Below are 24,042 nucleotides of genomic sequence, written 5' to 3'. Positions count from 1 at the left end.
GCTTACTCGAGGGCGAAGGTGATGACAAAGCGGCCGCTGGCCTTGCGCGGCCCCAGCGCGGACGGGTCGAACCGGTATTCATAATCGAGTTTCGCATCGTTGTTCAGGCACAGTTCGCGCGCCAGGTAGAGTCCCAGGCCGGTCCCCTTGCTCGACGTAGTATAGAAGGGCTCGAACAGGTGGTCGCGCACTTCAGGCGTGATGCCGGGGCCGTCGTCCTGCACGTGCAGCTCGCGCCGGCCGGCGGCGTCGCGCGCCGGGAAGATGCGGATGCTGGCCGGCTGGCGGCTGGCGTAGCGCACCGCGTTGTTCAGCAGGTTGAGCAAGACCTCGTGCAGGTGCAGCGGATCGAAGCGCACCGCGCTGCCGCCCGGATCGCCTATATAGACTATATCACCGGCCAGGCCGTGGATTTCGCAGAATTCGGCCTTCAGCTCTTCGAGGAATGGGCCGAGCGCCACCGGCTCGCCGTTCGGCTGGGCCTTGCGCGACAGCTGCAGGATGTCTTCCACCATGCGGTTCACGCGCGTCACGTTGTCGCGCACGATCTTCAGCAGGCGCAGCTCGGCCGGGCCGTGCAGGTCTTCGGCCAGCAGCTCGGTGGCGTGGCCGATCGCCGACAGCGGGTTGCGCACCTCGTGCGCGATGCTGGCGGTCAGGCGGCCCATCGAGGCCAGCTTCAGTTGCTGCGCCTGGTTTTCGATGGCGCTCACGTCCTGCATGAAAATCACGCTGCGGCCGGCCGCATCAAAGCCGTCGGCCACACGCGCGAAGCGCAATTTAAGATGCACCGGCTGGTCGCGCCGGCCACGAACTTCAGCTTCACCATCGCCGGCGCCGTCGCCTTCGCGATAGGGTTTCAGAGTGACGAATCCCTTGTCGTTGTCGGGCGCGGCCAGCCAGGCGTCGAAGGCCAGCGCCACCGGCTCGAAGGCCGGCACGGCATGCAGCAGGAAACCGGCGTCGGCCTGCAAGCCCAGCATGCGGCGCGCGGCCGGATTGCCGGTAAAGACGGCGCCGTCCTCCCCTACCACCAGGATGCCGTCGCCGACGTCGGCGATCACGATCTCGTTGATCGCCTGCTGGATGCGCAGGTCGGCGCCGCGCTGGGACGCCAGTTCTTCCTGCTTGAGCAGGCGCGCCGCCAGGCGGTTGACCATCAGCACGCCGGCGAAGAAGGCGGCGCCGAACAGGCCGGCCTGCATCAGGGGCGGGTCGCGCCCCTCGATCACCAGCTGCCAGAGGTTCAGGCCGAGCAGGAACAGGGTCGCGACCGCTGCCGAGAACAGCGCCAGCACCAGCGGCGCCAGGATCGCGGCGCCGGCCAGCGGGAACAGATACAGGATGCCCAGGCCGCTGCGCATGCCGCCGGCGGCCAGGTACAGCAGCGAAATCACCAGCAGGTCAACCGCGATCTGCAGCCCGAGCTGGATCAAAAAGCGCCGCTGCCAGCGCGCCGCCAGCGCGAACATCGCCGCGGTCAGCACATAGAAGACGCAGGTTTCGGTATTGACCGGGTCGGGGCGCAGCGTACCGCTTTCCAGGTCGATGCCCAGGTACAGCAGCAGCACCAGGGCGATGACGATGCGGGTGACGGTGAAGGTCTGGAGCGTGCGCCACAGGGTAACCCGCGCGCCCATCGACAGCGGCGAATTCACCCTACGGCGGCGGCAGGCGCACGTGGCCCGGCGAGCAGTAATCCAGGCCGTCGGCCTTCACCGATTCGGACGCCGGGAAGTACATGCCGCAGTGGGCGCACTGGGCCATGGCCTCGATCTGGGCGCTGGGGGCGGCGGGGCCGCGCGCCGTATCGGGCGGAACCCCATGGCGCTTGGCCATCGCGCGCAGCTTGCTGCGCACGGCGAACACGATGAGGACAATGAGGCCAATCCAAAACAAGATACGCATCAGTAGACTCCCCGGTGCAGGACGACTTCGAGCACGAAGCGGCTACCGACGTAGGCCAGCGCCAGGGTGGCGAAGCCTGCCAGCGTGAAGCGCAGCGCGGTCTTGCCGCGCCAGCCCTGCCACCTGCGCCCGGCCAGCAGCGCCGCGAACAGCGCCCACGAGAGCAGCGCGAACACGCTCTTGTGGTCGAGCAGCAGCGGCCGGCCGAACACCTGTTCGGAGAACACGAAGCCCGACAATACCGTCAGGCTGAGCAAGACGAAGCCGATCCAGATCACACGGAACAACAGTTTTTCCATGGTGAGCAAGGCCGGGAGCTGGTCGAGCGCGGAGCCAAACCAGCCGCCACCGGCGGTGCGGGTATGCAGCCGCGTCTCTTGCAGTGCCATCAGCACGGCGTGGAAAGCGGCGATGGTCAGGGTGCTGTAGGCCAGCACCGCGACCGCGATATGCCAGCCGAAGGCGGCGGTCTTGCCGGCCAGCGGCGTCAGGGTGCCCGGGAACAGCAGCGGCAACAGGGTGGCCGCCGCCGCGAACGGCATCACCAGGCGGCGCAGGCTGTCGAGGGCGAAATTGCGGTTCTCGAACCAGTAGGCGAGCACCGACACCCACAAGGCGCTGGAAATCATGATGGCGAAGCCGACCCGCAGCCGTCCCGGCACCATCACGTCCATGCCGAGCGCGACGCCATGCAGGGCCCAGGCCCCGGCGGTCACGCCCGAGATGACGGCGCCCAGCCGCGTCGGCAGCAGGGCGCATACCGCGTACAGGAAGGCAGCGGCAAAGAAGAGGGAATTCTGCATAATAAGAGTCTACACCATCGGCGAACGCCGGTGGTAAGCCCCCTTCCCCACCGCCGATGGCGCCGCTACATATATATATGTGACGGACGTTCAATCCACCGCCGCCATCCGCAACTCGTCGTTGTGATGCCGCGCCTGCTCTTCCATCACCATCAAGCCCAGCTCGCGCTTGAGCAGGTTGAATTCCGGCGCCGCCGGGTCGCGCGGGCGCGCGATCTCGACCAGGAGATCGCGCTTGATCGTTCCTGGCCGGTACGTCATCACGACGATGCGGTCGGCCAGGTAGATCGCCTCCTCGATGCTGTGGGTGACGAACAGGATCGTCTTTTTGAGTTCGGCCCACAGGCGCAGCAGCTCGTCCTGCAGATTGCGCCGGGTGAGCGCGTCGAGCGCGCCGAAGGGTTCGTCCATCAGCAGGATCGGCGAATCGAGCGCCAGCACGCGCGCGATCGCCACCCGCTGGCGCATGCCGCCGGACAGGTCCTTCGGATAGCGGGTGCGAAAGTCGGCCAGCGACAGCAGCTTGAGCAGCTCATCCACCCGGCGGTCGATCTCCGGCCCGCGCATGCGCTTGATCTCGAGGCCGAAGCGGATGTTCTGCTCGACCGTCATCCAGGGAAACAGCGCATATTCCTGGAACACCATGCCGCGCTGCGGCCCCGGCCCGGTGACCGCGCGGCCGTCGACCAGGATCTCCCCGGAAGACGGCGGCGCGAAACCGGCCACCGCATTGAGCAGGGTCGACTTGCCGCAGCCCGAAGGGCCGAGCAGGCAGGTGAACTGCCCGCGCTCGAGCCCCAGGTCGATGTCCTGCAGGGCCACCACTTCATGGTCTTCGGCGCCGAACACTTTATTGACGCCTTCGATACGGATATGGATATCGTTCATGTCAGTGCTCCAGGCCGCGGTGCCAGCGCAGCAAATGGTTGTTCAATCGATTCACGCCGATGTCGATCAGGAGGCCCAGCACACCGATGCTGATCATCCCGGCGATGACCTTGTCGGACCAGAAGTACTCGCGCGCTTCCGAGATGCGGAACCCCAGGCCGCTGTTCACGGCGATCATCTCGGCCACGATCACGACGATGAAGGCGGTGCCGATCCCGATCCGCACGCCGGACAGGATGTAGGGCACCGCCGCCGGCAGGATCACGCGCAGAAACATCGTCAGCTTGCCGGCGCCGAGGTTGTGCGCCGCGCGCAGATAGATGCCGTCGACCTGGCGCACGCCGGCGATCGTGTTCATCAAGACCGGAAAGAAGGCCCCGATCGCGATCAGGAACACCGCCGGCGGATTACCGAGCCCGAACCACAGCATCGCCAGCGGGATGTAGGCGATCGGCGGGATCGGCCGCAGTACCTGCACCAGGGGGTTCATCCAGGCGTGCACGCGCTGGCTCGCCCCCATCGCCAGCCCGAGCGGCAGCGCCAGCCCGGCGCCGATGGCGAAGCCCACCACCACCCGGTACAGGCTGGCGATGACGTCCACCGGCAGCTCGCCGGACAACGCCCATGTGAGCCAGCCGCCGTCGGTGTACTGCGCGAACGGCTCCAGCGGGAGCAGGTAGTCGACCCACTTGCGCCACACGTCCAGCGGCGCCGGCAGCACCTGGCGGTCGACCAGGCCGCTGGCCGCCACCCATTGCCAGAGTGCGATCGCCAGCACCGGCACCACCAGGCCGGTGGCGGCGTCGTTCCATCGGAGCCGCTTCTTTCGCGGGGCCTTGCGTCGTTCGATGCGTTCCATGATCGATGCTCCCTCACCGGATGTTCAGGCTTTTCTTGGCCGAGACCAGCAGGTCGGTACGGACCCAGTCGCTGGCCAGCGGCGGACGCGCCATGCGCCCCACCCCGGTCTGCGCCATGACGTCGGTCGTGACCTGGATGTGCCGGGGCGTGATGTCGTAGGAGTACGGCGAATTGGCCATCGCCGCGCGGAAGTCGGCGGTCGTGATCTGGCCCTTGAACATCGACTGGCGCACATAGTGTTCGGCGATGTCGGGCCGGTCGATGAAGGTGCGCGTGGCCTGGACGAAGCAGCGCATGAACTTCTCGGCCAGCGGCCGGCGCTCGCGGTAGAACTTCTCGGTCATGACCATGGTGCGCACCGGCTCGCCGATCGGCGTCCCGTAGGGTTTCATGACCTCCACCCCGAAGCCCATATTGATCGCCTGCGACGACTGCGGCTCGGATTGCATCATCGCGTCGATGTGGCGGCCCAGCAGCGCCTGGTTCAGCTCGGGATAGGACAGGTAGACCAGCTGCACGTCCTTGCGGCCGGTGGTGTCGGCGCTCAGCTTGTTGCGCGCCAGCTCGGCCATCAGGAGCACTTCCTGGATGCCGCCGCGGGTGACGCCCACTTTTTTGCCCTTGAGCTGGGACACCGACGCTATCTTCAGTTCGGGCCGCGCCACCAGCCGCGCCCCGCCGCGCGCGAAGCCGGCCACCACCACCACCGGAGCCCCGCCGGCGCGGCCCTGGATCGCGGTCTCGGACGCGGTGGCGCCCACGTCCAGTTCGCCGGCGATGATGGCTTGCATGATGTCCAGCCCCTTGGCGAACATCTTTTCCTCGACCCGGATGCCGCAGCCCGGCGCGATTTCCTTGATATAGGACACCGCGCCGAAATGCGCCAGCTTCAGGTTCCCCAGCCGCACGACGTCCTGGGCCGCGGCGGTCCCTCCCACGTCTAAGAGCGCTAACGCGATCAATGTCTTGCCAAACATTTGCCTCATACGTTTCTCCTGACCTCGATTTTTAGGATTCATGCTTGCCGGAAAGGCGAGTAGGCAATACAACATGGCAGCCGTAGGTCGTGTTTGCGTTATGCCAAAAGGCGACGGCGTTGGCGAAAAATGGCCGGGACAGGCCGGGTTCGGCGCGATGGGGTATGCAGGGCAGCGGCGGCACAAGGTAAAATGACGCGTTGGCGAACCTGCGCCAAGTCCGAATTGCGCTTCTTTCTATATTAGGTAGACATGCTAGATAACCTCACCCAACGCCTTGCCAAGGTCGTCAAGACCATGCGCGGCGAGGCCCGCCTGACCGAGGCGAACACCGCGGAAATGCTGCGCGAAGTGCGCATGGCCCTGCTCGAGGCGGACGTGGCGCTGCCGGCGGTGCGCGAATTCATCGCCAAGGTCAAAGAGAAGGCCCTGGGCGAAGAAGTCGTCGGCTCGCTGTCGCCCGGCCAGGCCCTGGTCGGCGTGGTGCAGAAAGAGCTGGCCGCCCTGATGGGCGCCGACCTCGGCCCCGAAGCGACCCAACTCTCCTTCGCCCAGCAGCCGCCCGCGATCATCCTGATGGCCGGCCTGCAGGGTGTGGGTAAGACCACCACCACGGGTAAGCTGGCCAAGTACCTCAAGGAACAAAAGAAGAAGAAAGTCCTGACCGTCTCGGCCGACGTCTACCGCCCTGCCGCGATCGCCCAGCTCGAGGCCGTGTCCAAGCAGGTCGGCGTCGACTTCTTCCCGTCCACCGCCAGCGACAAGCCGGTCGACATCGCCCGCGCCGCGCTCGACTGGGCCAAGAAGCATTACCACGACGTCCTGATCATCGACACCGCCGGCCGCCTGGGCATCGACGAAGCGATGATGCAAGAAATCGCCGCCGTGCACGGCGCCGTCAATCCGGTCGAGACCCTGTTCGTGGTCGACGCCATGCTGGGCCAGGATGCGATCAACACCGCCAAGGCCTTCAACGATGCCCTGCCCCTGACCGGCATCGTGCTGACCAAGCTCGATGGCGATTCGCGCGGCGGTGCGGCGCTGTCGGTGCGTCACGTGACCGGCAAGCCGATCAAGTTCGCCGGCGTGTCCGAAAAACTCGATGGCCTCGAGGCTTTCGACCCCACCCGCATGGCCAACCGCGTGCTGGGCATGGGCGACATCCTGGCGCTGGTCGAAGAAGCGCGCAAGGGCGTCGACGCCGAGGCGGCGGCCGAACTGGCCAACAAGATCAAGGTCGGCGGCCGCTTCGACATGAACGACTTCAAGTCGCAACTGACGCAAATGAAGAAAATGGGCGGCATGGCCGGCCTGATGGATAAACTGCCGGCCCAGTTCCAGCAGGCGGCGGCCGGCGCCAATATGGGCCAGGCCGAAAAATCCGTGCAGCGCATGGTGGGCATCATCGACTCGATGACCCCGCTCGAGCGCGCCAAACCCGAACTGATCAAGGCCAACCGCAAGCGCCGCATCGCGGCCGGCGCCGGCGTGCAGGTGCAGGAAGTGAACCGCATGCTGAACCAGTACGACCAGATGCAGTCCATGATGAAAAAGCTCAAAGGCGGCGGCCTGATGAAGATGATGCGCGGGATGAAGGGGATGATGCCCGGCATGCGCTAATCTGCATCTCAATCGGCGAGAACCGCGCAAAGTATCGCTTTGCGCGGTTTTTTTTCGCCGCTTGTCAGCGTTTTTTCGTTCTCATGCGTTGTTGTGTGCGATAACGCCCATTTGGCGGGTTTTATGAGTGAAAAAGTTTTGAAAAAGACTTGCACGTTCTGTAAAACGCTACCAATATAGGCGTGCGATAAATTACGCACTTTTCCACGTGTTCGTTTTAGGAGGCTCGAAGATGGCAACAGCCAAAAAAACCACTGCAGCGCCAGCAAAAAAAGACGCTGCCAAGCCTGCTGCAGCGGCCAAGCCGGCAGCAAAAAAGGCAGCACCAGCAGCGAAGTCGGCCGATAAGCCGGCAGCCGCTCGCAAGCCGAATGCTGCTTTCATGAAAGCCATGACCCCGTCCGCCACACTGGCTGCCGTCGTTGGCGACAAGCCGCTGCCGCGCACCGAAGTGACCAAGAAGGTCTGGGATTACATCAAGTCGAAAGACCTGCAAGACGCAGCGAATCGCCGCATGATCAATGCCGACGACAAGCTGAAAGCGGTTTTCGGCGGCAAGGCACAAGTCTCGATGTTCGAAATGACCAAGCTCATTTCGGATCACCTGAAATAAGCCAACGCGCTATTTCAATAAGCTTCACGCTTAAAAAAGCCCCGGTTTCAAACCCGGGGCTTTTTTGTTATTCGGCTGTAAATAATAGTGGCAGCAGGTTAATAACCTATCGGATCGATGCGTTGCACCGATCCGACTCCATTACAAACCGGCCGCCGCTTTCATCAGGTGGAACACCTGGGTATTCTCGATTGTGCCCTTGAACGGTGCCGATCCCGCGCCAGTCGCAAACAGTTTGACGTCGCCGCCGCCATGGGTTTCCGAGGACTTGTGCACGCCGGTTTCCTGATGGTAATCGTCGCTTTGCGCGACCACGCTATCGACGTCGGCGCGCGCATCCGGGCGGTTCGGGCCGTTGCCGAACACCAGGGTGGTGAAGGTCTTGCCGTCCGCATCCTTCTTGGGCTCGCCCGACGCATAGTCGCGCACGATGTCGGTGATCGGATTGCCGCGCTTAGGATAGCCGTTGATCTGCATCGTGTGGTCATGGTCGGCGGTCAGCACGATCAGCGTGTTCTGCAGGCCCGGATCGATGGCGCGCATGCGCTCGATCGCCAGCTGCAGGGCGTCGTCGAAGGCCACCGTCTCTTCCAGCGCGTGCTTGGCGCGGGTGTCGTGCAGGGCGTGGTCGATCTTGCCGCCTTCGACCATCAAGAAGAAACCGTTCGGATTCTTCGACAGCAGGTCGATCGCCTTGCCGGTCATCTCGGCCAGGGTCGGCTGCTCCGGGCGGCGCTGGTACGAGTAATCGAGGTGGCTGGTGGCGCTGAAGATGCCCACGAACTTGCGGCCCGGCTGCGCCGACATCATGCCGGCGCGGGTACCGGCCACGTAGTAGCCGGCGCCGGCGAATTCGGCCATCAGGTCGCGCCCGTCGGGGCGGCCCTTCGGATTGGTGGCGGGGTCAACCGGGGTGAAGTGGTTGCGCCCTCCTCCCATCAGCACGTCAACGCCATCGCCCAGCGCCGGGTTGTAGCCGGCGCCGCCGGGCACGATCTGCTGCGCGATCGTGTACACCGCGTCGCGGCTGCAGGTATGCGCGAAGGTCGATGCCGGGGTGGCGTGGGTCAGCTCGGTGGTGGTGATGGCGCCGGTGGCCTTGCCTTGGGCCTTGGCCAGCTCCAGGATCGTCACGGCCGGCGTGCCGTTATTGGCGCCGCACATGTCGACGCCTTCCTTGGTCGGATCGATCGGACGCGCGCCGGCTTGCGAGATGACGTCGTTGTTCATCTTCACGCCGGTCATGTAGGCGCCCATCGACGGTGCGCTGTCGGTGGTCTGGTAGTCGAGCGAATAGGTCTTGATGCGCGCGGTGCGCTCCATCAGGCGCTCGAAGTGCAGCAGGCTGTCCTCGCCGCCGCGATAGATGCGGGCGGCGGTGATGGTGGTCGGGCCCATGCCGTCGCCGAGGAAGAAGATGATGTTCTTCGCCTTTTGCTGGGCGGCGGCGGGAGTGGTAAATGCAGCAGCGCAGCAGGCGGCCAGCAGCAGCGGAGTAATACGTTTGAAAGTCATGGTGGCTCCTGGTCGCGGCTTACAGGCCGGCGGCGGTCTTGATCAGGTTGAACACGCGGGTGTTGTCGATGGTCCCGCGGAACAGTTCGGCGTTGGCGCCGGTCGCGCCCAGGTAGACGTCGCTGCCGCCATGGGTCTCGGCGCCCGTGCGGGTGCGCACCACCGCCTCCTGGTGGTAGTCGTCGCGCGTCACGACTTCGTCGGTCAGGTGCACGGTGCGGTCGCCCGCGTGGCGCTGCTCGCCGGTGCCGAAGCCGATGATGGTGTACGGCTGGCCCTTGCCGTCCAGGCTAGGGGTGCCGTCGGCGTTGCGCACCAGGCCGATCACGCCGGGGTTGGTGGGCGTGGTCTTGCCGGTGCGGGCCGCATAGCCGTTCAGGATCAGGGTGTGGTCATGGTCGGCGGTGGCGACGATCAGCGTGTTCTTGAGGCCCGGATCGAGCGCCTCCATGCGCTCGATCGCCGCCTGCAGCGCCGCGTTGTAGCTCACCGTTTCTTGCAGGGCGCGCTTGCCCAGGGTCGCGTGCAGCGCGTGGTCGATCAGGCCGCCCTCGACCATCAGGAAGAAGCCGTTCTTGTTCGGCGCCAGCAACTCGATCGCCTTGGTCGCCATCGCCGGCAGGGCCGGCTGGCGGCTTGCATCGCGCACGGCGTCGAAGTCCATGTGGTTCGGCGCGAACAGGCCGACCGCCGGCTGGCCCGGTTGCAGGGCCGCGAATTGCGCGGTGTCGTTCACCACGCGGAAGCCTTTCGAGCCCAGTTCGGCCAGCAGGTCGCGGTTGTCGGCGCGCTTGCCGCCCTTGGCGAACGGCGTGAAGTTCTGGGCACCGCCGCCGAACAGCACGTCCAGGCCACGGTCGCCGAGCGCCTTGTTGTAGCCGGCGCCGCCCGGCACCAGGCTGGCGGCGATATCGGTTTCCAGCTTGCGGTGGCAGGCGTGGGCATAGGTCGAGGCCGGGGTGGCGTCGGTGACGCTGGTATTGGTGACCACGCCGACGGCCATGCCGCGGCGCTTGGCCAGTTCCAGGAGCGTCACTGCGGCCTGGCCATTTTCACAGCGGCTCACCAGGTTGTTGCCGTTGGCGTCCTTGCCAGGTGCAACCGAGCGGGTGCCGAAGGACATCGAGACCACGCCGTTATTGTGCTTCACGCCGGTCATGTAGGCGGCCATCGAGGCGGCGCTGTCGGTCACTTGCGCATCGTTCGAGAAGGTCTTCACGAAGGCCGACTCGGGCATCTTGTCGATCGCCAGCTCGCCGTCTTCGCCGGCGGCGAAGATACGCGCCGCGGTCAGGGTGTTGATGCCCATGCCGTCGCCGAGGAAGAAGATGACGTTTTTCGCGCGCTGGTCGACGGCATTGGCCACGACGGCGCCTTGCGCGGCGGCGGTGGATTGGGTCGAATCGGGCGGCGTTGTCGCGCAGCCGGCGAGTGCCGCCAGCAGCGCGGCGGAGGCAAGAGTGGTCGGTCGCATGCAGTCCTCTGCTTGGGAAAGCGGAAAGTCTACACTGCTAACGTGACACGTTGGTGAACTGAAATGTTGGCGTTTTGTATAGCAGGCCTGGCCTAGATGCCGTGCTTGAATTCCCAGTTCTTCCACGCCGCCAGCACCGCGTTCGGGTACTTCGGCTTGCCCCGGCTGCCGTTGTAGCGGCCCAGCGCCAGGTACAGGTCGCCGCGCTCCATGTCGATATACATGCGCAGGATCGCGCAGCCGTAGCGCAGATTGGTCTGCATATGGAACAGGCGGCGGCGGTCGCCGTCGCCGATCACCTTGGTCCAGAACGGCATCACCTGCATATAGCCGCGCGCGCCGGCGATCGAGATCGCGTACTTGCGATAGGCCGATTCGACCTGGATCAGGCCCAGCACCAGCCCCGGATCGAGACCGGCGCGGGTCGATTCGTACCAGACCGTCTCGAGGAATTCGGTACGGGTCTGGGCGTCGGGCAGGCGCTTGACGAGCCGGCCCGACATGGCGTCCAGCCAGGCCTGGTAGCGCGCCCGCGCCGCGTCGGTGCGGAAAACCGGCCGCGGCGGACGCGCGTCGGCGATGGCATTGGCCAGGGCCAGGCGCACCGAATCCGACAGCGCTTCTTCCTTCTGGTTGCCGGCAAACACCTCACCCCCACCCAGTCCGAAGGCGCACGCGAGCACGGCGCCCCCGGTCCAGGAGGCGAGGCGCATCCGCATCACTTGCCCAGCTTGCCCTTGATGAAGGCGACCATGTCCGCCACGGCCACGGCGCTTGCCGCTTCGTCGCGGCGGCCCTGGTATTCCAGGTTGCCTTCCTTCAGGCCGCGCTCGCCGATCACGACGCGATGCGGCACGCCGATCAGTTCCCAGTCGGCGAACATCGCGCCCGGACGCAGGCCGCGGTCGTCGACGATGACGTCGATGCCGGCCGCCTGCAACTCGGCGTACAGCTGTTCGGTGGCTTCTTTCACCATCTCGCTGCGGTCCAGGCCCATCGGGCACAGCACCAGCTCGAACGGGGCGATCGAGTCAGGCCACACGATGCCCTTGTCGTCGAAGTTCTGCTCGATCGCCGCGCCCAGGATGCGGGTCACGCCGATGCCGTAGCAGCCCATCTGCAGCGGCGCGGGACGGCCACCTTCGTCGAGGAAGGTCGCGCCCATCGCTTCCGAATAGGCGGTGCCGAGCTGGAACACGTGGCCCACCTCGATGCCGCGCTCGATCGCCAGTACGCCCTTGCCGTCCGGCGAAGCGTCGCCCTCGACCACATTGCGCAGGTCGGCAACGAGCGGTTCCGGCACATCACGGCCCCAGTTGGCGCCGGTGTAGTGGAAGTCGGCCTCGTTGGCGCCGCACACGAAGTCGGCCATGTTGGCGACGGTGCGGTCGGCCACGACGTTGACCGGCAGCTTGGTATTGATCGGACCCAGGTAGCCCGGCACGGTGCCGAACACTTCGAGGATCTCGGCCTCGGTCGAGAAGCGGAAGTCCTTCAGGCCCGCCACTTTCGAGACCTTGATCTCGTTGAGCTCATGGTCGCCGCGCAGCAGCAGCACCCAGAAGCTCTTCTTGCCTTCTTCGCTCTCGACGGTCAGGGCGATGGTCTTGACGGTCTGCGACAATTGCAGGCCCAGCAGCTCGGCCACGCTTTCGCACTTGGTCTTGCCTGGGGTCGAGGTCTTCGTCAACGCCTGGGTCGCCGCGCCGCGCGCGCCGCTGGCGACGGCTTCGGCCGCTTCCATATTGGCCGCGTAGTCCGAATCAGGGCAGTACACCAGCGCGTCTTCGCCGGTGCTGGCGATGACGTGGAATTCATGCGAACCGGTGCCGCCGATGGCGCCGTTGTCGGCCGCCACCGCGCGGAACTTCAGGCCGAAGCGGTTGAAGATCCGGGTGTAGGCGTCGAACATGGTCTGGTAGGACTTCTGCATGCCTTCGAGGTCACGGTCGAAGGAATAGGCATCCTTCATCGTGAATTCGCGGCCGCGCATCAGGCCAAAGCGCGGACGGCGCTCGTCGCGGAACTTGGTCTGGATGTGATAGAAGTTGACCGGCAGCTGGCGGTACGACTTGATTTCGCTACGCACGACGTCGGTGACCACTTCTTCGGAGGTCGGCTGGATCGCGAAATCGCGACCGTGACGGTCTTTGACGCGCATCAACTCGTCGCCCATCTTGTCCCAGCGGCCCGTTTCTTGCCACAACTCGGCCGGCTGCACCAGCGGCATCAGGAGTTCGATTGCGCCCGCACGGTTCATTTCTTCACGGACAATCGCTTCGACCTTGCGGATGACGCGCAACCCGACCGGCATATAGGTATAGATGCCGGAACCCAGGCGCTTGATCATCCCGGCGCGCATCATCAGCTTGTGGCTGACGATCTCGGCATCGGAAGGCGCTTCTTTAAGAGTTGAAATAAAAAATCGTGAGGCGCGCATATCAGTGAATTCTTTTTAAAAAGAGAGGGTTATAATCGACCTAATTTTAAAGGATTAGCCGGCTGATGCGTCCAATCTTTCTACAAACAGGGTCCGCAACCAGCAGCATCCACCGCGCAAGCGGTGCGGAAAACCCACGGGCGTACAGAATTTGTAGGTAAAAACGCAAGGGCACTTCGAAAAACCGTCGCGAGCGGCAGCAGTTTCGGACGAGAAGCGCAGTCGTACGGTCGTACGACGAGCATCGCAGTCCGAAAATGCAACGCGCAGCAGGTTTTTCGATGCGCCCATAAGGGACGATCCGCCGGCAGAAAGTATCGAGGTGCACTTATGCTCGACCGTGAAGGGTTTCGGCCCAACGTCGGCATCATCCTGCTGAACGCTAACAACGAGGTCTGGTGGGGCAAGCGGGTGCGCGAGCACTCATGGCAATTCCCGCAAGGGGGGATCAAGTACGGAGAGACGCCAGAACAGGCAATGTACCGCGAGCTCGAAGAAGAAATCGGCCTGCGCCAGGAGCACGTCAAGATCATGGGGCGAACCCGCGACTGGCTGCGCTACGAGGTGCCCGACCACTTCATCAAGCGCGAAATCCGTGGCCATTACCGCGGCCAGAAGCAGATCTGGTTCCTGTTGCGCATGGTTGCTCGCGACAACGAAGTCAATCTGCGCCTGACCGACCACCCGGAATTCGATGCCTGGCGCTGGCACGACTACTGGGTGCCGCTGGACGTCGTGATCGAGTTCAAGCGCGACGTCTACCAGCGCGCCCTGCAGGAACTGTCGCGCTTCGTCACCTGGCCGGCCAGGGGCCAGCACGGCGAGCGGCGCCACAGCGCGCGCTACCTGCGCCAGCCGCATGGCAGGTCGCAAGGGGCCAAGCCGGCCCAGGACATGGTCGCCGCGGCCGGCGGTGCCAGTCCTGCGGGGCCGGAATCGCTGGTGCTGGCGCCCAACAAGTAGTTGTATTGACGGAAAACGGCGGCCCGCGCCGCCGTTTCCGTCAAATTCCCTCCCCGCGCATCATTTCATGCGCAGAGCATTGCTTTAAAAGCAACCCCAGCCGGTAGAATGGGCGCATGACTTTCATCGCCCCTCCGCTGCGCGCATTTCTCCTCCCCCTTCTCTTTCTCCTGTCTTTGCATGCCTCGGCGCAAACCGCATGCCAGTTCCTGCAGGTGGCGCAGGTGCCGCTGCACTATGCCGGCTCGGGCCTGGGCCTGACGATGACCGGCGAGATCAATGGCAAGCGCGCCACCATGCTGCCCGATACCGGCTCCGGAGTCACTTACCTGACCCGCACCGGGGTCGATCGCCACGGCCTGACCCAGCGCCCCACCGGCCGCTATGTCCAGGGCGTGGCCGGCAAGTCGCGGCTGTACGAGGCCAGGGTGGCGGAGTTGGTCGTCGGGCCGGTGCGCGCCCGCGAACTGTACCTGTCGGTGGTCGGCGAAACCTCGTTCACGCCGCCGTTCGACGCCATCGTCGGCGCCGCCTTCCTGCTGCAGGGCGACCTCGAATTCTCGCTGGCCACCAAGGAACTGCGCTTCTTCCGCCCGCAACGCTGCGCCAGCACCTGGCTGGCCTACTGGGACAAGGACGCGAGCGTGATCCCGTTCCGCCAGCACGACGAGCTGACGGCGAACCCGCAGTTCTCGGTCCACATCAACGGCGCCCGCCTGACCGCGATGATCGACAGCGGCGCATCGGTCACGACCATCACCAGGCGCGCGGCGCATCGCGCCGGCATCGACCTCGATGGCCCGCGCGCGCAGCGCGTGGCCAATGCCCACGGCGTCGGCACACAGTCGGTGGGCGCCTGGATCGCCAGGGCGGATACCTTCAAGATCGGCGACGCCACCGTTTTCGATCCCGAGTTCGACGTGATCGACAGCCAGCTGAGCGTCGACGTGCTGCTGGGCGTCGACTTCCTGCGCGCGCACCGCGTGCTGTTCGCCATGAGCCAGGGCAAGCTGTACGTGTCCTACCTCGGCGGCCAGCCCTTCGATTCGCGGCGCGAGGTCAGGCCCTGGATGCGCCAGGAGGCCGAAGCCGGCAATGCCGACGCCTGGTACACGATGGCGGGCATGGCGAATTCCGAGCGCAGCATACACAAGGACCCGGCGGCCGCGATCGGCTACCTGGAGCGGGCGGCGGCGCTGGGCCACCGCGAGGCGAGCCTGTCGCTGGGCGTACGGATGCTGGTGCAGGGCAAACCGGAGCAGGCGGCCACGCTCCTGCGAGGGAGCCTGGGCGAGGGGCACACCGGCCGCAATGGCGCCCTGTGGCTCTATCTGGCTCAGCTGCGCGCCGGCGACCCGCAGGCCCGCACCGAACTGGAAGCGCGTTTCAAGGACCGCAGCGATTGGCCACGCCCGGTGGTCGATTATTTCCTGGACAAGATCGACGGCGCCAGGCTGCTGGCGGCGTCCGATACGCAGGCACGCGCCTGCTTTGCCGCCAACCTCGTCCTGCTGCACGAGGAAACACTGGGCAAGCCGGCCAGCGTCGCCCTGCCCAAGGATTGCAAGGCGATGCGTGAACAGTACCAGAGCGCAAACGCGGGCACGGACATGGCCCTGTGACGGCAGGCCGGCATCGCGCTACAATGCCGGCTCCCTTCCCTTCCTGCCGTATTCGACATGTTCACTCCGTCCTCGCACGACGTGCGCCGCTTCTTCTGCGAAGCCTATCGCAAGCACCGCAATGGCGAGATCCTGACCCCGATGGACGCAATCGCGGCCGACTGGATCGTCCAGCATCCCGAATACCACGAGCAGTTCGAGGACGTCGAGGCGGCGATCGCGGCCGACTATTCGGTCGAAGGCGGCAAGGCGAATCCCTTCCTGCACCTGTCGATGCACCTGTCGATCGCCGAGCAGATCTCGATCGACCAGCCGCGCGGCATCCGCGCCGCCCACGACGCCCTGGTGGCCCGGCGCGGCCAGCACGACGCCCACCACGAGATCATGGAATGCCTGGGCGAGATGATCTGGGCCTCCCAGCGCAACGGCGTGCCGCCGGATACCGAAGCCTATATCGAATGCGTGCGCCGGCGCGCATTCGCCTGATCCTTCCTTCGATTCACCCCAGCTTGTCGTCCGCGACCCGGTAGCGCGGGTCTTCCACCAGGTTCACCTCGACCATGCCGCGCGCCTTGTCCAGCAGCTCGCGGCAGTCCGGGCTCAGGTGGCGCAGGTGCAGGCGCTTGCCCAGCACGCGGTAGCGCTCGGCCAGCGCGTCGATCGCCTGGATCGCCGAGTGGTCGACCACCCGCGCATGCAGGAAGTCGATGATGACGTCTTGCGGATCGTCTTTCGGGGTGAACAGCGCCTGGAATGGCGTCACCGAGGCGAAGAACAGCGTGCCTTCCAGCGCATACACCTTCCAGCCCTGCCCGTCGTGCGAGACGGCGGCCCGTACCTGCTTGGCATGCTGCCAGGCGAACACCAGCGCCGACACGATCACGCCCGCGATCACCGCCAGCGCCAGGTCGTAGACCAGGGTGATGCCCGCCACCAGCACGATCACGCACAGGTCGGCGCGCGGCACCTTTCCCACCAGGCGGAACGTGCCCCACTCGAAGGTTTTTTCGCACACCACGAACATCACGCCGACCAGCGCCGCCAGCGGAATCGCCTCGATCCAGCTGGACCCGAACAGGATGAAGGCCAGCAGGAACAGCGCGGCCGCGATGCCCGACAGGCGCCCGGTGGCGCCGCTGTTCACATTGATCATGCTCTGACCGATCAGCGCGCAGCCGCCCATGCCGCCGAACAGGCCGGCCGCGACGTTGGCGGCGCCCAGCGCCAGCGACTCGCGGTTCGGCTGGCCGCGGGTGTCGGTGATCTCGTCGATCAGGGTGAGCGTCAGCAGCGACTCGATCAGGCCGACGCCGGCCAGCACCAGTGAATACGGAAAGACGATGCGCAGCGTCTCCAGGTTCCACGGCACGTCGGGCAGCGCGAAGCCCGGCAGGCCGCCGGCGATCGAACCGAGGTCGCCCACGGTCTTGGTCTCGATGCCGAGCAGCGCGCAGCCGCTGCTTGCCACCAGGATGCCGACCAGGGTCGACGGCACCGCTTTGGTCAGGCGCGGGGTCAGGTAGATCACCGCCATCGTGACGACGATGATGCCGGCCATGACCGCCAGTTCGGGGCCGGCCATCCACTGCGGCGCGCCATCCGGGCCCGGCTCCTTGAAGTGGTTGAACTGGGCGAGGAAGATCACCAGCGCCAGGCCGTTGACGAAGCCGAGCATCACCGGATGCGGCACCATGCGGATGAATTTACCCAGGCGCGCGGCGGCGAACAGCAGTTGCAGCACGCCCATCAGCACCACGGCGGCCAGCAGGTATTGCGCGCCATGCTGGACCACCAGCGCCACCATCACCACCGCCAGCGAACCGGCGGCGGCCGAGATCATGCCGGGCCGGCCGCCGAAGCACGACGTGATGAAGGCGACGATCACCGCCGCATACAGGCCGGTGAGCGGGGACAGGTGGGCGACCAGGGCGAAGGCGATCGCCTCGGGCACCAGCGCCAGCGCGACGGTCAGGCCGGCCAGCAGGTTGATCTTCAGGTAAGCGGGGGTAAGCGACGGCACGGCGGCTCCAGCGGCAAGGATGACAATCCCCTCGCTGCACTGCAGCAGAGGGGATCGCATGTTACCAGTTGCCGCGCAGCCGCGTAACGACAGCCCTACTTCTTGATCACCAGCTGCGACGGCAGGCTGGCGAGATACGCGCCGAGATCGGCCATGTCCTGGTTCGACAGCGGCTGCACCAGGCCGGCCATGATCGGATTGACGCGGCCGTTGGCGCCGGCGCCGCGCTTGTAGGCGCGCAGCGCATGCGTGAGATAGTCGGCGTGCTGGCCGGCCAGCTTCGGATAGGTCGGATCGATCGGCTTGTTGAAGTCGGCGCCGTGGCAGGAAGCGCAGTTGTATTTCTGGGCCAGGGCTTCGCCGCGCTTGACGTCGTCGGCGCTGGCGCCAAGAGACACAGCGCCGAGGACCAGCAGGAGCATCGTGTTCTTCATGGCGGTCCTCATCGCTTGGCGGTCGTCTGGTTCGACGATTGCTGGGAATAATAGGCCGCCACGTCGGCGATGTCCTGGTCGCTCATCGAGCGCGCGATGCCGGTCATGGAAGGATGCTTGCGGTCGCCCTTGCGATAGGCCTTGAGTGCGGATTCGATGTACTTGGCCGACTGGCCGCCGATCATCGGCACGCGGTACACCTCGGGGAATGCCGTCTTGTAGCCGCCGGGGATGGCATGGCAGCCGATACACATCTCGATCTTGGCGGTGGCCGCCTGGGGATTACCGACCACTTCCGCGGCGGATGCGCTGCCGGCGGCGCCGGCAAGGAGCGCCAGCGCCAGTGGTACCAGAGTTTTTTTCATGGGCGTCTCGTTAGTTATATGTCGAAAATCGCAACCGCACAAAAACTTAGCAAAGGCTTACCAACCGGCCGATTCTATCTGAAGACTTGACACCAGTCTACAAACCGGCGTCCCGCGCCCGGGCCGCGGGTGGGCCGTATTTTTGTCATATACTCGCCCAACCTTCTTCGTTTTCTTCCGTCACCCGCCATGCATGCTTCTCCCCGCTTCGAAGGCAGCGACAACTACGTCGCCACTCCCGACCTGAAACTGGCCGTCAACGCCGCGCTCACGCTGGGCCGCCCGCTCCTGATCAAGGGCGAGCCGGGCACCGGCAAGACCATGCTGGCCGAAGAGGTCGCGGCCGCACTCAACATGCCGCTGCTGCAGTGGCACGTGAAGTCGACCACCAAGGCCCAGCAGGGCCTGTACGAATACGACGCCGTCTCGCGCCTGCGCGATTCGCAGCTGGGCGACGAGCGCGTGCGCGACATCCAGAACTACATCGTCAAAGGCGTGCTGTGGCAGGCGTTTACGTCGCCCGAGCCGGTCGTGCTGCTGATCGACGAAGTCGACAAGGCCGACATCGAGTTCCCGAACGACCTGCTGCGTGAGCTCGACCGCATGGAGTTCTACGTCTACGAGACGCGCGAGATGGTGGTGGCCAAGCACCGCCCGCTGGTGATCATCACCTCCAACAATGAAAAGGAACTGCCCGACGCCTTCCTGCGCCGCTGCTTCTTCCATTACATCCAGTTCCCGGACCGCGAGACGATGGCCGACATCGTCGGCGTGCACTTCCCGACGCTCAAACAGGACCTGCTGGCGGCCGCGCTGCAAAGCTTCTATGCGCTGCGCGACGTCCCCGGCATCAAGAAGAAACCGTCGACCTCGGAATTCCTCGACTGGCTCAAGCTGCTGCTGGCCGAGGACGTGCCGGCCGAAGCGCTGCGCGCCGAGAACGAGGCCCCGCCGCTGCACGGCGCCCTGCTCAAGAACGAGCAGGACATCGCCCTGTTTGACCGCCTGATGGCCATGGCGAGGAACCGGCGATGATCGCGGTCGCGCCCATCACCCTGGAACTGAACGGCGTGCGCCTGGAGCCGCTGGCGCCGCACCACGCCGACGGCCTGCGCGCGGCGGCCAGCGATGGCGAGCTGTGGAACCTGGTCGTGACCAGCGTGCCGGCGCCGCAGGACGCCGGCGCCTATATCGACACCGCCCTGGGCATGTCCAACCGCCGGGCCTGGGCCGTGGTCGATGCCGCCAGCGGCGCCGTGATCGGCAGCACCAGCTACCACGACATCGTGCCCGAGGTCGACCGGGTCGAGATCGGCTACACCTGGTATGCCAAACGCGCACAGCGCAGCCACGTGAACACCAGCTGCAAGCTGATGCTGATGCGGTACGCCTTCGACACGCTCGGCTGCGCCGTGGTGGGCCTGCGCACCGATGGCGAGAATTTTGCCTCGCAGGCGGCCATCGAGCGCCTCGGTGCGCACAAGGATGGCGTGCTGCGCCATCACGTCGCGCGCCGCAACGGGCAGCCGCGCGATACCGTCATGTACAGCATCCTGCAGGGCGAATGGCTGCGCGTGAAGGCGCACCTGGAGGCGCGTCTGGCGCATCACGCCGGGAGCTAGGCCATGCTGATCGACTTCTTCCGCGCCCTGCGCGAGGCCAAGGTCCCGGTCTCGATCCGCGAATTCCTGACCCTGCTCGAAGCGCTGCAGCACCAGGTGATCCCGCCCTCGCTCGACGAGTTCTATTACCTCGCGCGCCTGACGCTGGTGAAGGATGAAGCGCACTTCGACAAGTTCGATCGCGTGTTCGGCCTCTGGTTCAAGGGGGTCGATGCGGTATTCGACGAGAAGGCCGAGATTCCGCTGGAGTGGCTGATCAAGCGCTTTGAGCGCGAGCTGACGCCGGAGCAGAAGGCGCAGCTGGAAAAATTCGGCTACGACAAGCTGCAGCAGCGCCTGCAGGAGCTGCTGAAAGAGCAGAAGGAGCGCCATGCCGGCGGCAACAAATGGATCGGCACCGGCGGCACCTCGCCCTTCGGCCACGGCGGCACCAACCCCGAGGGCATCCGCATCGGCGGCACGGGCCGCAACCGCAGCGCGGTCAAGGTATGGGAACAGCGCACCTTCCGCGACTACGACGACGAGCGCGAACTGGGCACGCGTAATTTAAAAGTCGCGCTACGCCGCCTGCGCCGCTTCGCGCGCCAAGGCGCGGCGGACGAACTGGCACTGGACGACACCATCCGCGCCACCGCCAGCAATGCCGGCTGGCTCGACATCCGCATGCGGCCCGAGCGCAAGAATCGGATCAAGGTGGTGATGCTGCTCGACGTGGGCGGTTCGATGGACGACCACATCGAGCGCACCGAAGAACTGTTCTCGGCCGCCAGCAGCGAATTCAAGAACATGGAGTTCTATTACTTCCACAACTGCGTCTACGACTACCTGTGGAAGAACAACCGCCGCCGCCACAGCGAGCGCTTCGACACCTGGGACGTGCTGCGCAAGTATCCGGCCGATACGCGGGTGATCTTCGTCGGCGACGCCACCATGAGCCCCTACGAAGTGATGGCGCCGGGCGGCTCGGTCGAGTACAACAACGAAGAGCCGGGCGGGGCCTGGCTGGCGCGCTTCGTCTCGACCTTTCCCAAGTTCGCCTGGCTCAATCCGGAGCCGGAACATCTGTGGCAATACCGGCAATCGATTGCCCTCATTCGCCAGATCATGAATAACCGCATGTTTCCGATCACGCTAGAAGGGCTGGAACAGGCGATGCGGCTGCTCAGTAAGTAGGCGCGGCATCCATTCCTGTCAGCGCATATACGTCGTACCCGCGCAGGCTGGTACCCAAGCTTGCTTGCACCGTGACGGCGTTCGATTAGGCCGGCTGCGCAAATGACTTGGGTACCCGCCTTCGCGGGTACGACGTCTTCGAGGCAACAATTTATCTCCAGCAATGTAATTACGCACTGTGTTAGTGCGGACACGGACGGCCGTGCTGGAATCGCTATGATCGAGCCACTCGCCCGCCGCTCGCCGTGTCTCAACACAAGGCGCGTGGACGGGCGAGCCAGGACAATCGTGCGTGCCTCGTCCGCTTGTAGAATCCGCGAACGCAAGCGGCAAGCGCACATCATATAAAAGAATAGAGGGGAAAACGAATGCCAGACCTGCTGTCCTTGTTGACTAGTCTCGCGTGGCCGCTGGCGATCGCACTCGCCTGGCTGGCCGGCGAATTCGGCCAGCGCTGGACCGGCCTGCCGCGCATCAGCTTCTATGGCCTGGTCGGCTTCGCCCTCGGCAGCACCCAGATCGGCGCCCTGCCCGCCCCCGACATGGGGCCGGTCTCGCTGCTGGCCAACGTCGCCTTCGGCCTCATCCTGTTCGAACTGGGCAACCGCATCAACCTGCGCTGGCTGGTCAACAATCCCTGGATCGGCGTGGCCGGCCTGGTCGAGGCGGCGCTGACCTTCATCCTCGTCTATTTCGTCGCCAGCGCCTTCGGCGTCGGCCGCCTGACCGCCCTCCTGATGGCGGCGCTGTCGATGGCGACCTCGCCCGCCACCGTGGTGCGGGTGGTCAACGAACAGAAAAGCTCGGGCCAGATGACGGAGCGGGTGCTGCACCTGTCGGCCCTGAACTGCGTGCTGTCGGTGTTCGCCTTCAACGCCATCATCGGCATCTGGCTGTTCCGCACCTATGACGCTGTCGGCGAAGCGCTGTGGCAAAGCCTGGTGATGCTGGCCGGCTCGATCCTGATCGGGGCCATCTTCGGCGTGATCGTGCCGGCCCTGCTGCGCGCGATCGGCAATCAGCAGCAGGACGCCACCGTCGCCTTCGCGCTTGCGATCATCCTGCTGGTGGCCGTGTGCGACAGCGCCGCCCTGACGCCGGTGGTGGCGGCGCTGGCCTTCGGCCTGACGGTGCGCTACCGGCGCGTCGCCTTCACCCAGACCCAGCGCAACTTCGGCGCGCTGGGCGAAGTGCTGACCGTGCTGCTGTTCGTGTACGCCGCCTCGACCCTCGACTGGCGCCTGGTCACGGCCGGCGCCCTGCTCGCCATCAGCGTGGTGCTGGTGCGGATGTTCGCCAAGGTGGCCGGCGTGACGGCGCTCGCCCACCTGTCGGGCGTCACCTGGCGCAAGGGGGCGCTCACCGGCCTCGGGCTGGCGCCGCTGGCCGTGTTCGTGATCCTGCTGCTCGAGCACGCGCGCTATGCGGGCCTGAAAGTGGTCGAAGAACTGTATGCGATGGCGGCCGTGACGATGCTGCTCGAAGTCTTCGGCCCGATCATCATCCAGCGCGCGCTGATCTGGGCGCGCGAAGCACCGGAGTCGACCCATGCCGCTTGAAGCTTTCACCTCCTCGCAGCCGCTCACCTTCGGGGTCGAGCTGGAGCTGCAACTGGTCAGCCTGTCGGATTTCAACCTGACCGCGGCCAGCCCCGACCTGATGCACCTGTTGAAGCGCAAGCCGTTCCCGGGCAACGTCACGCCGGAGATCACCGAGAGCATGATCGAGATTAACTCGAGCGTGCACACGGCCTACGCGCCGCTGCTGGCGGAACTGACCGAGATCCGCGACACCCTGGTGGCGGCCAGCGACGTGCTCAATATCGGCATCGCCGGCGGCGGCACCCACCCGTTCCAGCACTGGTCCGACCAGCGCATCTCGGCCAAGCCGCGCTACGAATACCTGTCGCAGCTGTACGGCTACCTGGCCAAGCAGTTCACGGTGTTCGGCCAGCACGTGCACATCGGCTGCGCCAATGGCGACGATGCGCTCTACCTGCTGCATGCGCTGAACCGCTACCTGCCGCACTTCGTCGCGCTGTCGGCATCGTCGCCCTATGTGCAGGGCCACGACAGCCTGTTCGAATCGGCGCGCCTGAATTCGGTGTTCGCCTTCCCGATGAGCGGCCGCGCGCCGTTCACGCTGTCCTGGCAGGAGTTCACCGACGTCTACTTCGCCAAGATGGAACGCACCAACATCATCAAGAGCATGAAGGATTTTTACTGGGACCTGAGGCCCAAGCCGGAATACGGCACCATCGAGCTGCGTGTGTGCGACACCCCGCTGACGGTAGAGCGGGCGGCGGCGCTGGCCGGCTACCTGCAGGCGCTGTGCCGGCACCTGCTGGAGCGAAAAGAAGAAGCCCCGGTAGAGGACGATTATCTAGTTTATAACTACAACCGCTTCCAGGCCTGCCGCTTCGGCCTGGACGGCAGCATCACGCATCCGAAGACCTACGAGAATGTGCCGATGCGCGAAGACATCCTGGCGACGCTCGACACCATGCTGCCGCATGCCGAGGCGCTGGGTAGCGTGGATGCCTTGAAACACCTGGCGGCGGCGGTGCACGACGGCAGCGACGCGACCATCCTGCGCCGCCACGTCGAGCGTGAAGGCAGCGTCGAGGGCATGGTCAATGCGGCAATCCAGCACTTCCGCGGCGGCCGCACGAGCTGAAACAATTTCTATACATTCAGTATCCAAATTGCATGATAATGAAAAATTGCTTACCTGCAGTTTTTTAT

23 protein-coding genes are annotated in these 24,042 nt (G+C 65.3%); 10 read left to right on the top strand and 13 right to left on the bottom strand.

Translation table 11 applies throughout. The annotated features are described in order from the left end of the window. Positions 1-2: 2 nt before the first annotated feature. From FVD38_RS02040 to FVD38_RS02015, 6 genes are all read right to left on the bottom strand, one after another. Positions 3-1,640 (bottom strand): two-component system sensor histidine kinase NtrB, encoded by a 1,638-nt coding sequence (locus tag FVD38_RS02040; RefSeq protein ID WP_147933422.1) that lies wholly within the window; start codon positions 1,638-1,640, stop codon positions 3-5. Positions 1,641-1,659: 19 nt separating this feature from the next. Then, complete coding sequence (locus FVD38_RS02035; RefSeq protein WP_187271455.1) at positions 1,660-1,908, bottom strand: PP0621 family protein; 249 nt, start codon at positions 1,906-1,908, stop codon at positions 1,660-1,662. Continuing rightward, entirely contained in the window at positions 1,908-2,711 is an 804-nt protein-coding gene (locus tag FVD38_RS02030) for a cytochrome C assembly family protein (protein WP_147933307.1), read from the bottom strand. The genes FVD38_RS02035 and FVD38_RS02030 overlap by 1 nt, the downstream gene beginning before the upstream one ends. Positions 2,712-2,801: 90 nt before the next feature. Continuing rightward, positions 2,802-3,599 carry an ABC transporter ATP-binding protein gene (locus FVD38_RS02025; protein ID WP_147933306.1) on the bottom strand — a complete coding sequence of 266 codons (798 nt, stop codon included), beginning with the start codon at positions 3,597-3,599 and terminating at the stop codon, positions 2,802-2,804. 1 nt (position 3,600) lies between these two features. After that, on the bottom strand, positions 3,601-4,458 hold the full coding sequence (locus tag FVD38_RS02020; protein WP_187271454.1) for an ABC transporter permease: 858 nt from the start codon (positions 4,456-4,458) through the stop codon (positions 3,601-3,603). Between the two features lie 13 nt (positions 4,459-4,471). Continuing rightward, positions 4,472-5,446 (bottom strand): ABC transporter substrate-binding protein, encoded by a 975-nt coding sequence (locus FVD38_RS02015; protein WP_147933305.1) that lies wholly within the window; start codon positions 5,444-5,446, stop codon positions 4,472-4,474. A 243-nt stretch (positions 5,447-5,689) separates the two neighbouring features. Between FVD38_RS02015 and ffh the strand changes: the two genes are divergently transcribed. Together ffh and FVD38_RS02005 are read left to right on the top strand one after the other, a co-directional pair. Beyond that, positions 5,690-7,057, top strand: coding sequence for a signal recognition particle protein (ffh, locus tag FVD38_RS02010; protein WP_147933304.1), 1,368 nt, complete (start codon positions 5,690-5,692; stop codon positions 7,055-7,057). Between the two features lie 232 nt (positions 7,058-7,289). Further along, the gene (locus FVD38_RS02005; RefSeq protein ID WP_109346291.1) at positions 7,290-7,670 is read left to right on the top strand and encodes an SWIB/MDM2 domain-containing protein; all 381 of its coding nucleotides are present in this window, start codon (positions 7,290-7,292) and stop codon (positions 7,668-7,670) included. A 141-nt stretch (positions 7,671-7,811) separates the two neighbouring features. Here FVD38_RS02005 and FVD38_RS02000 read toward each other — a convergent pair whose 3' ends face one another. The 4 genes from FVD38_RS02000 to FVD38_RS01985 form a co-directional block, all read right to left on the bottom strand. After that, complete coding sequence (locus FVD38_RS02000; RefSeq protein WP_147933303.1) at positions 7,812-9,185, bottom strand: alkaline phosphatase; 1,374 nt, start codon at positions 9,183-9,185, stop codon at positions 7,812-7,814. A 19-nt stretch (positions 9,186-9,204) separates the two neighbouring features. Continuing rightward, complete coding sequence (locus FVD38_RS01995) at positions 9,205-10,659, bottom strand: alkaline phosphatase (protein ID WP_147933302.1); 1,455 nt, start codon at positions 10,657-10,659, stop codon at positions 9,205-9,207. A 92-nt stretch (positions 10,660-10,751) separates the two neighbouring features. Continuing rightward, on the bottom strand, positions 10,752-11,378 hold the full coding sequence (locus FVD38_RS01990; RefSeq protein WP_147933301.1) for a lytic transglycosylase domain-containing protein: 627 nt from the start codon (positions 11,376-11,378) through the stop codon (positions 10,752-10,754). Further along, entirely contained in the window at positions 11,378-13,099 is a 1,722-nt protein-coding gene (locus tag FVD38_RS01985; protein WP_147933300.1) for a proline--tRNA ligase, read from the bottom strand. Before FVD38_RS01985 ends, FVD38_RS01990 begins: the two co-directional genes overlap by 1 nt. Positions 13,100-13,429: 330 nt before the next feature. On the opposite strand from FVD38_RS01985, the gene FVD38_RS01980 reads away from it, so the two are divergent. The 3 genes from FVD38_RS01980 to FVD38_RS01970 all read left to right on the top strand — a co-directional run bounded on the left by FVD38_RS01980 (position 13,430) and on the right by FVD38_RS01970 (position 16,170). Next, on the top strand, positions 13,430-14,062 hold the full coding sequence (locus FVD38_RS01980; protein WP_123071282.1) for an RNA pyrophosphohydrolase: 633 nt from the start codon (positions 13,430-13,432) through the stop codon (positions 14,060-14,062). Between the two features lie 116 nt (positions 14,063-14,178). Further along, the gene (locus FVD38_RS01975; protein ID WP_147933299.1) at positions 14,179-15,684 is read left to right on the top strand and encodes an aspartyl protease family protein; all 1,506 of its coding nucleotides are present in this window, start codon (positions 14,179-14,181) and stop codon (positions 15,682-15,684) included. A gap of 57 nt (positions 15,685-15,741) precedes the next feature. Then, positions 15,742-16,170, top strand: coding sequence for a DUF1841 family protein (locus FVD38_RS01970; protein WP_147933298.1), 429 nt, complete (start codon positions 15,742-15,744; stop codon positions 16,168-16,170). A 13-nt stretch (positions 16,171-16,183) separates the two neighbouring features. Here the strand turns inward: FVD38_RS01970 and FVD38_RS01965 are convergent, their stop codons facing one another. The 3 genes from FVD38_RS01965 to FVD38_RS01955 all read right to left on the bottom strand — a co-directional run bounded on the left by FVD38_RS01965 (position 16,184) and on the right by FVD38_RS01955 (position 18,503). After that, a complete protein-coding gene (locus FVD38_RS01965; RefSeq protein ID WP_147933297.1) occupies positions 16,184-17,704 on the bottom strand; it encodes a SulP family inorganic anion transporter in 1,521 nt (506 codons plus the stop codon). Positions 17,705-17,799: 95 nt separating this feature from the next. Beyond that, positions 17,800-18,138 (bottom strand): c-type cytochrome, encoded by a 339-nt coding sequence (locus tag FVD38_RS01960; RefSeq protein ID WP_147933296.1) that lies wholly within the window; start codon positions 18,136-18,138, stop codon positions 17,800-17,802. A gap of 8 nt (positions 18,139-18,146) precedes the next feature. Continuing rightward, positions 18,147-18,503, bottom strand: coding sequence for a c-type cytochrome (locus FVD38_RS01955; RefSeq protein WP_123071278.1), 357 nt, complete (start codon positions 18,501-18,503; stop codon positions 18,147-18,149). Positions 18,504-18,692: 189 nt separating this feature from the next. Between FVD38_RS01955 and FVD38_RS01950 the strand changes: the two genes are divergently transcribed. The 5 genes from FVD38_RS01950 (at position 18,693) to FVD38_RS01930 (ending at position 23,974) form a co-directional block, all read left to right on the top strand. Next, positions 18,693-19,538, top strand: coding sequence for an AAA family ATPase (locus FVD38_RS01950; RefSeq protein WP_147933295.1), 846 nt, complete (start codon positions 18,693-18,695; stop codon positions 19,536-19,538). Next, positions 19,535-20,125, top strand: coding sequence for a GNAT family N-acetyltransferase (locus FVD38_RS01945; protein WP_147933294.1), 591 nt, complete (start codon positions 19,535-19,537; stop codon positions 20,123-20,125). Before FVD38_RS01950 ends, FVD38_RS01945 begins: the two co-directional genes overlap by 4 nt. Before the next feature lie 3 nt (positions 20,126-20,128). Next, the gene (locus FVD38_RS01940; protein WP_147933293.1) at positions 20,129-21,298 is read left to right on the top strand and encodes a vWA domain-containing protein; all 1,170 of its coding nucleotides are present in this window, start codon (positions 20,129-20,131) and stop codon (positions 21,296-21,298) included. A 368-nt stretch (positions 21,299-21,666) separates the two neighbouring features. After that, positions 21,667-22,857, top strand: a complete 1,191-nt coding sequence (locus FVD38_RS01935; RefSeq protein ID WP_147933292.1) for a cation:proton antiporter — start codon at positions 21,667-21,669, stop codon at positions 22,855-22,857. Continuing rightward, complete coding sequence (locus tag FVD38_RS01930) at positions 22,847-23,974, top strand: YbdK family carboxylate-amine ligase (protein ID WP_147933291.1); 1,128 nt, start codon at positions 22,847-22,849, stop codon at positions 23,972-23,974. The genes FVD38_RS01935 and FVD38_RS01930 overlap by 11 nt, the downstream gene beginning before the upstream one ends. Positions 23,975-24,042 lie beyond the last annotated feature (68 nt).

This window comes from Massilia arenae (genome assembly GCF_008014745.1).
In the GTDB taxonomy this organism is placed as follows: domain Bacteria; phylum Pseudomonadota; class Gammaproteobacteria; order Burkholderiales; family Burkholderiaceae_D; genus Telluria; species Telluria arenae.
This window is presented reverse-complemented; position numbering and strand designations above follow the sequence as displayed.

What these genes read in the sequence shown, in the direction of transcription:
- FVD38_RS02040 (WP_147933422.1), bottom strand. Translation starts at nt 1,640, where the DNA reads ATGGGCGCGCGGGTTACCCTGTGGCGCACGCTCCAGACCTTCACCGTC.
- FVD38_RS02035 (WP_187271455.1), bottom strand. Translation starts at nt 1,908, where the DNA reads ATGCGTATCTTGTTTTGGATTGGCCTCATTGTCCTCATCGTGTTCGCC.
- FVD38_RS02030 (WP_147933307.1), bottom strand. Translation starts at nt 2,711, where the DNA reads ATGCAGAATTCCCTCTTCTTTGCCGCTGCCTTCCTGTACGCGGTATGC.
- FVD38_RS02025 (WP_147933306.1), bottom strand. Translation starts at nt 3,599, where the DNA reads ATGAACGATATCCATATCCGTATCGAAGGCGTCAATAAAGTGTTCGGC.
- FVD38_RS02020 (WP_187271454.1), bottom strand. Translation starts at nt 4,458, where the DNA reads ATGGAACGCATCGAACGACGCAAGGCCCCGCGAAAGAAGCGGCTCCGA.
- FVD38_RS02015 (WP_147933305.1), bottom strand. Translation starts at nt 5,446, where the DNA reads ATGAGGCAAATGTTTGGCAAGACATTGATCGCGTTAGCGCTCTTAGAC.
- ffh (WP_147933304.1), top strand. Translation starts at nt 5,690, where the DNA reads ATGCTAGATAACCTCACCCAACGCCTTGCCAAGGTCGTCAAGACCATG.
- FVD38_RS02005 (WP_109346291.1), top strand. Translation starts at nt 7,290, where the DNA reads ATGGCAACAGCCAAAAAAACCACTGCAGCGCCAGCAAAAAAAGACGCT.
- FVD38_RS02000 (WP_147933303.1), bottom strand. Translation starts at nt 9,185, where the DNA reads ATGACTTTCAAACGTATTACTCCGCTGCTGCTGGCCGCCTGCTGCGCT.
- FVD38_RS01995 (WP_147933302.1), bottom strand. Translation starts at nt 10,659, where the DNA reads ATGCGACCGACCACTCTTGCCTCCGCCGCGCTGCTGGCGGCACTCGCC.
- FVD38_RS01990 (WP_147933301.1), bottom strand. Translation starts at nt 11,378, where the DNA reads ATGCGGATGCGCCTCGCCTCCTGGACCGGGGGCGCCGTGCTCGCGTGC.
- FVD38_RS01985 (WP_147933300.1), bottom strand. Translation starts at nt 13,099, where the DNA reads ATGCGCGCCTCACGATTTTTTATTTCAACTCTTAAAGAAGCGCCTTCC.
- FVD38_RS01980 (WP_123071282.1), top strand. Translation starts at nt 13,430, where the DNA reads ATGCTCGACCGTGAAGGGTTTCGGCCCAACGTCGGCATCATCCTGCTG.
- FVD38_RS01975 (WP_147933299.1), top strand. Translation starts at nt 14,179, where the DNA reads ATGACTTTCATCGCCCCTCCGCTGCGCGCATTTCTCCTCCCCCTTCTC.
- FVD38_RS01970 (WP_147933298.1), top strand. Translation starts at nt 15,742, where the DNA reads ATGTTCACTCCGTCCTCGCACGACGTGCGCCGCTTCTTCTGCGAAGCC.
- FVD38_RS01960 (WP_147933296.1), bottom strand. Translation starts at nt 18,138, where the DNA reads ATGAAGAACACGATGCTCCTGCTGGTCCTCGGCGCTGTGTCTCTTGGC.
- FVD38_RS01955 (WP_123071278.1), bottom strand. Translation starts at nt 18,503, where the DNA reads ATGAAAAAAACTCTGGTACCACTGGCGCTGGCGCTCCTTGCCGGCGCC.
- FVD38_RS01950 (WP_147933295.1), top strand. Translation starts at nt 18,693, where the DNA reads ATGCATGCTTCTCCCCGCTTCGAAGGCAGCGACAACTACGTCGCCACT.
- FVD38_RS01945 (WP_147933294.1), top strand. Translation starts at nt 19,535, where the DNA reads ATGATCGCGGTCGCGCCCATCACCCTGGAACTGAACGGCGTGCGCCTG.
- FVD38_RS01940 (WP_147933293.1), top strand. Translation starts at nt 20,129, where the DNA reads ATGCTGATCGACTTCTTCCGCGCCCTGCGCGAGGCCAAGGTCCCGGTC.
- FVD38_RS01935 (WP_147933292.1), top strand. Translation starts at nt 21,667, where the DNA reads ATGCCAGACCTGCTGTCCTTGTTGACTAGTCTCGCGTGGCCGCTGGCG.
- FVD38_RS01930 (WP_147933291.1), top strand. Translation starts at nt 22,847, where the DNA reads ATGCCGCTTGAAGCTTTCACCTCCTCGCAGCCGCTCACCTTCGGGGTC.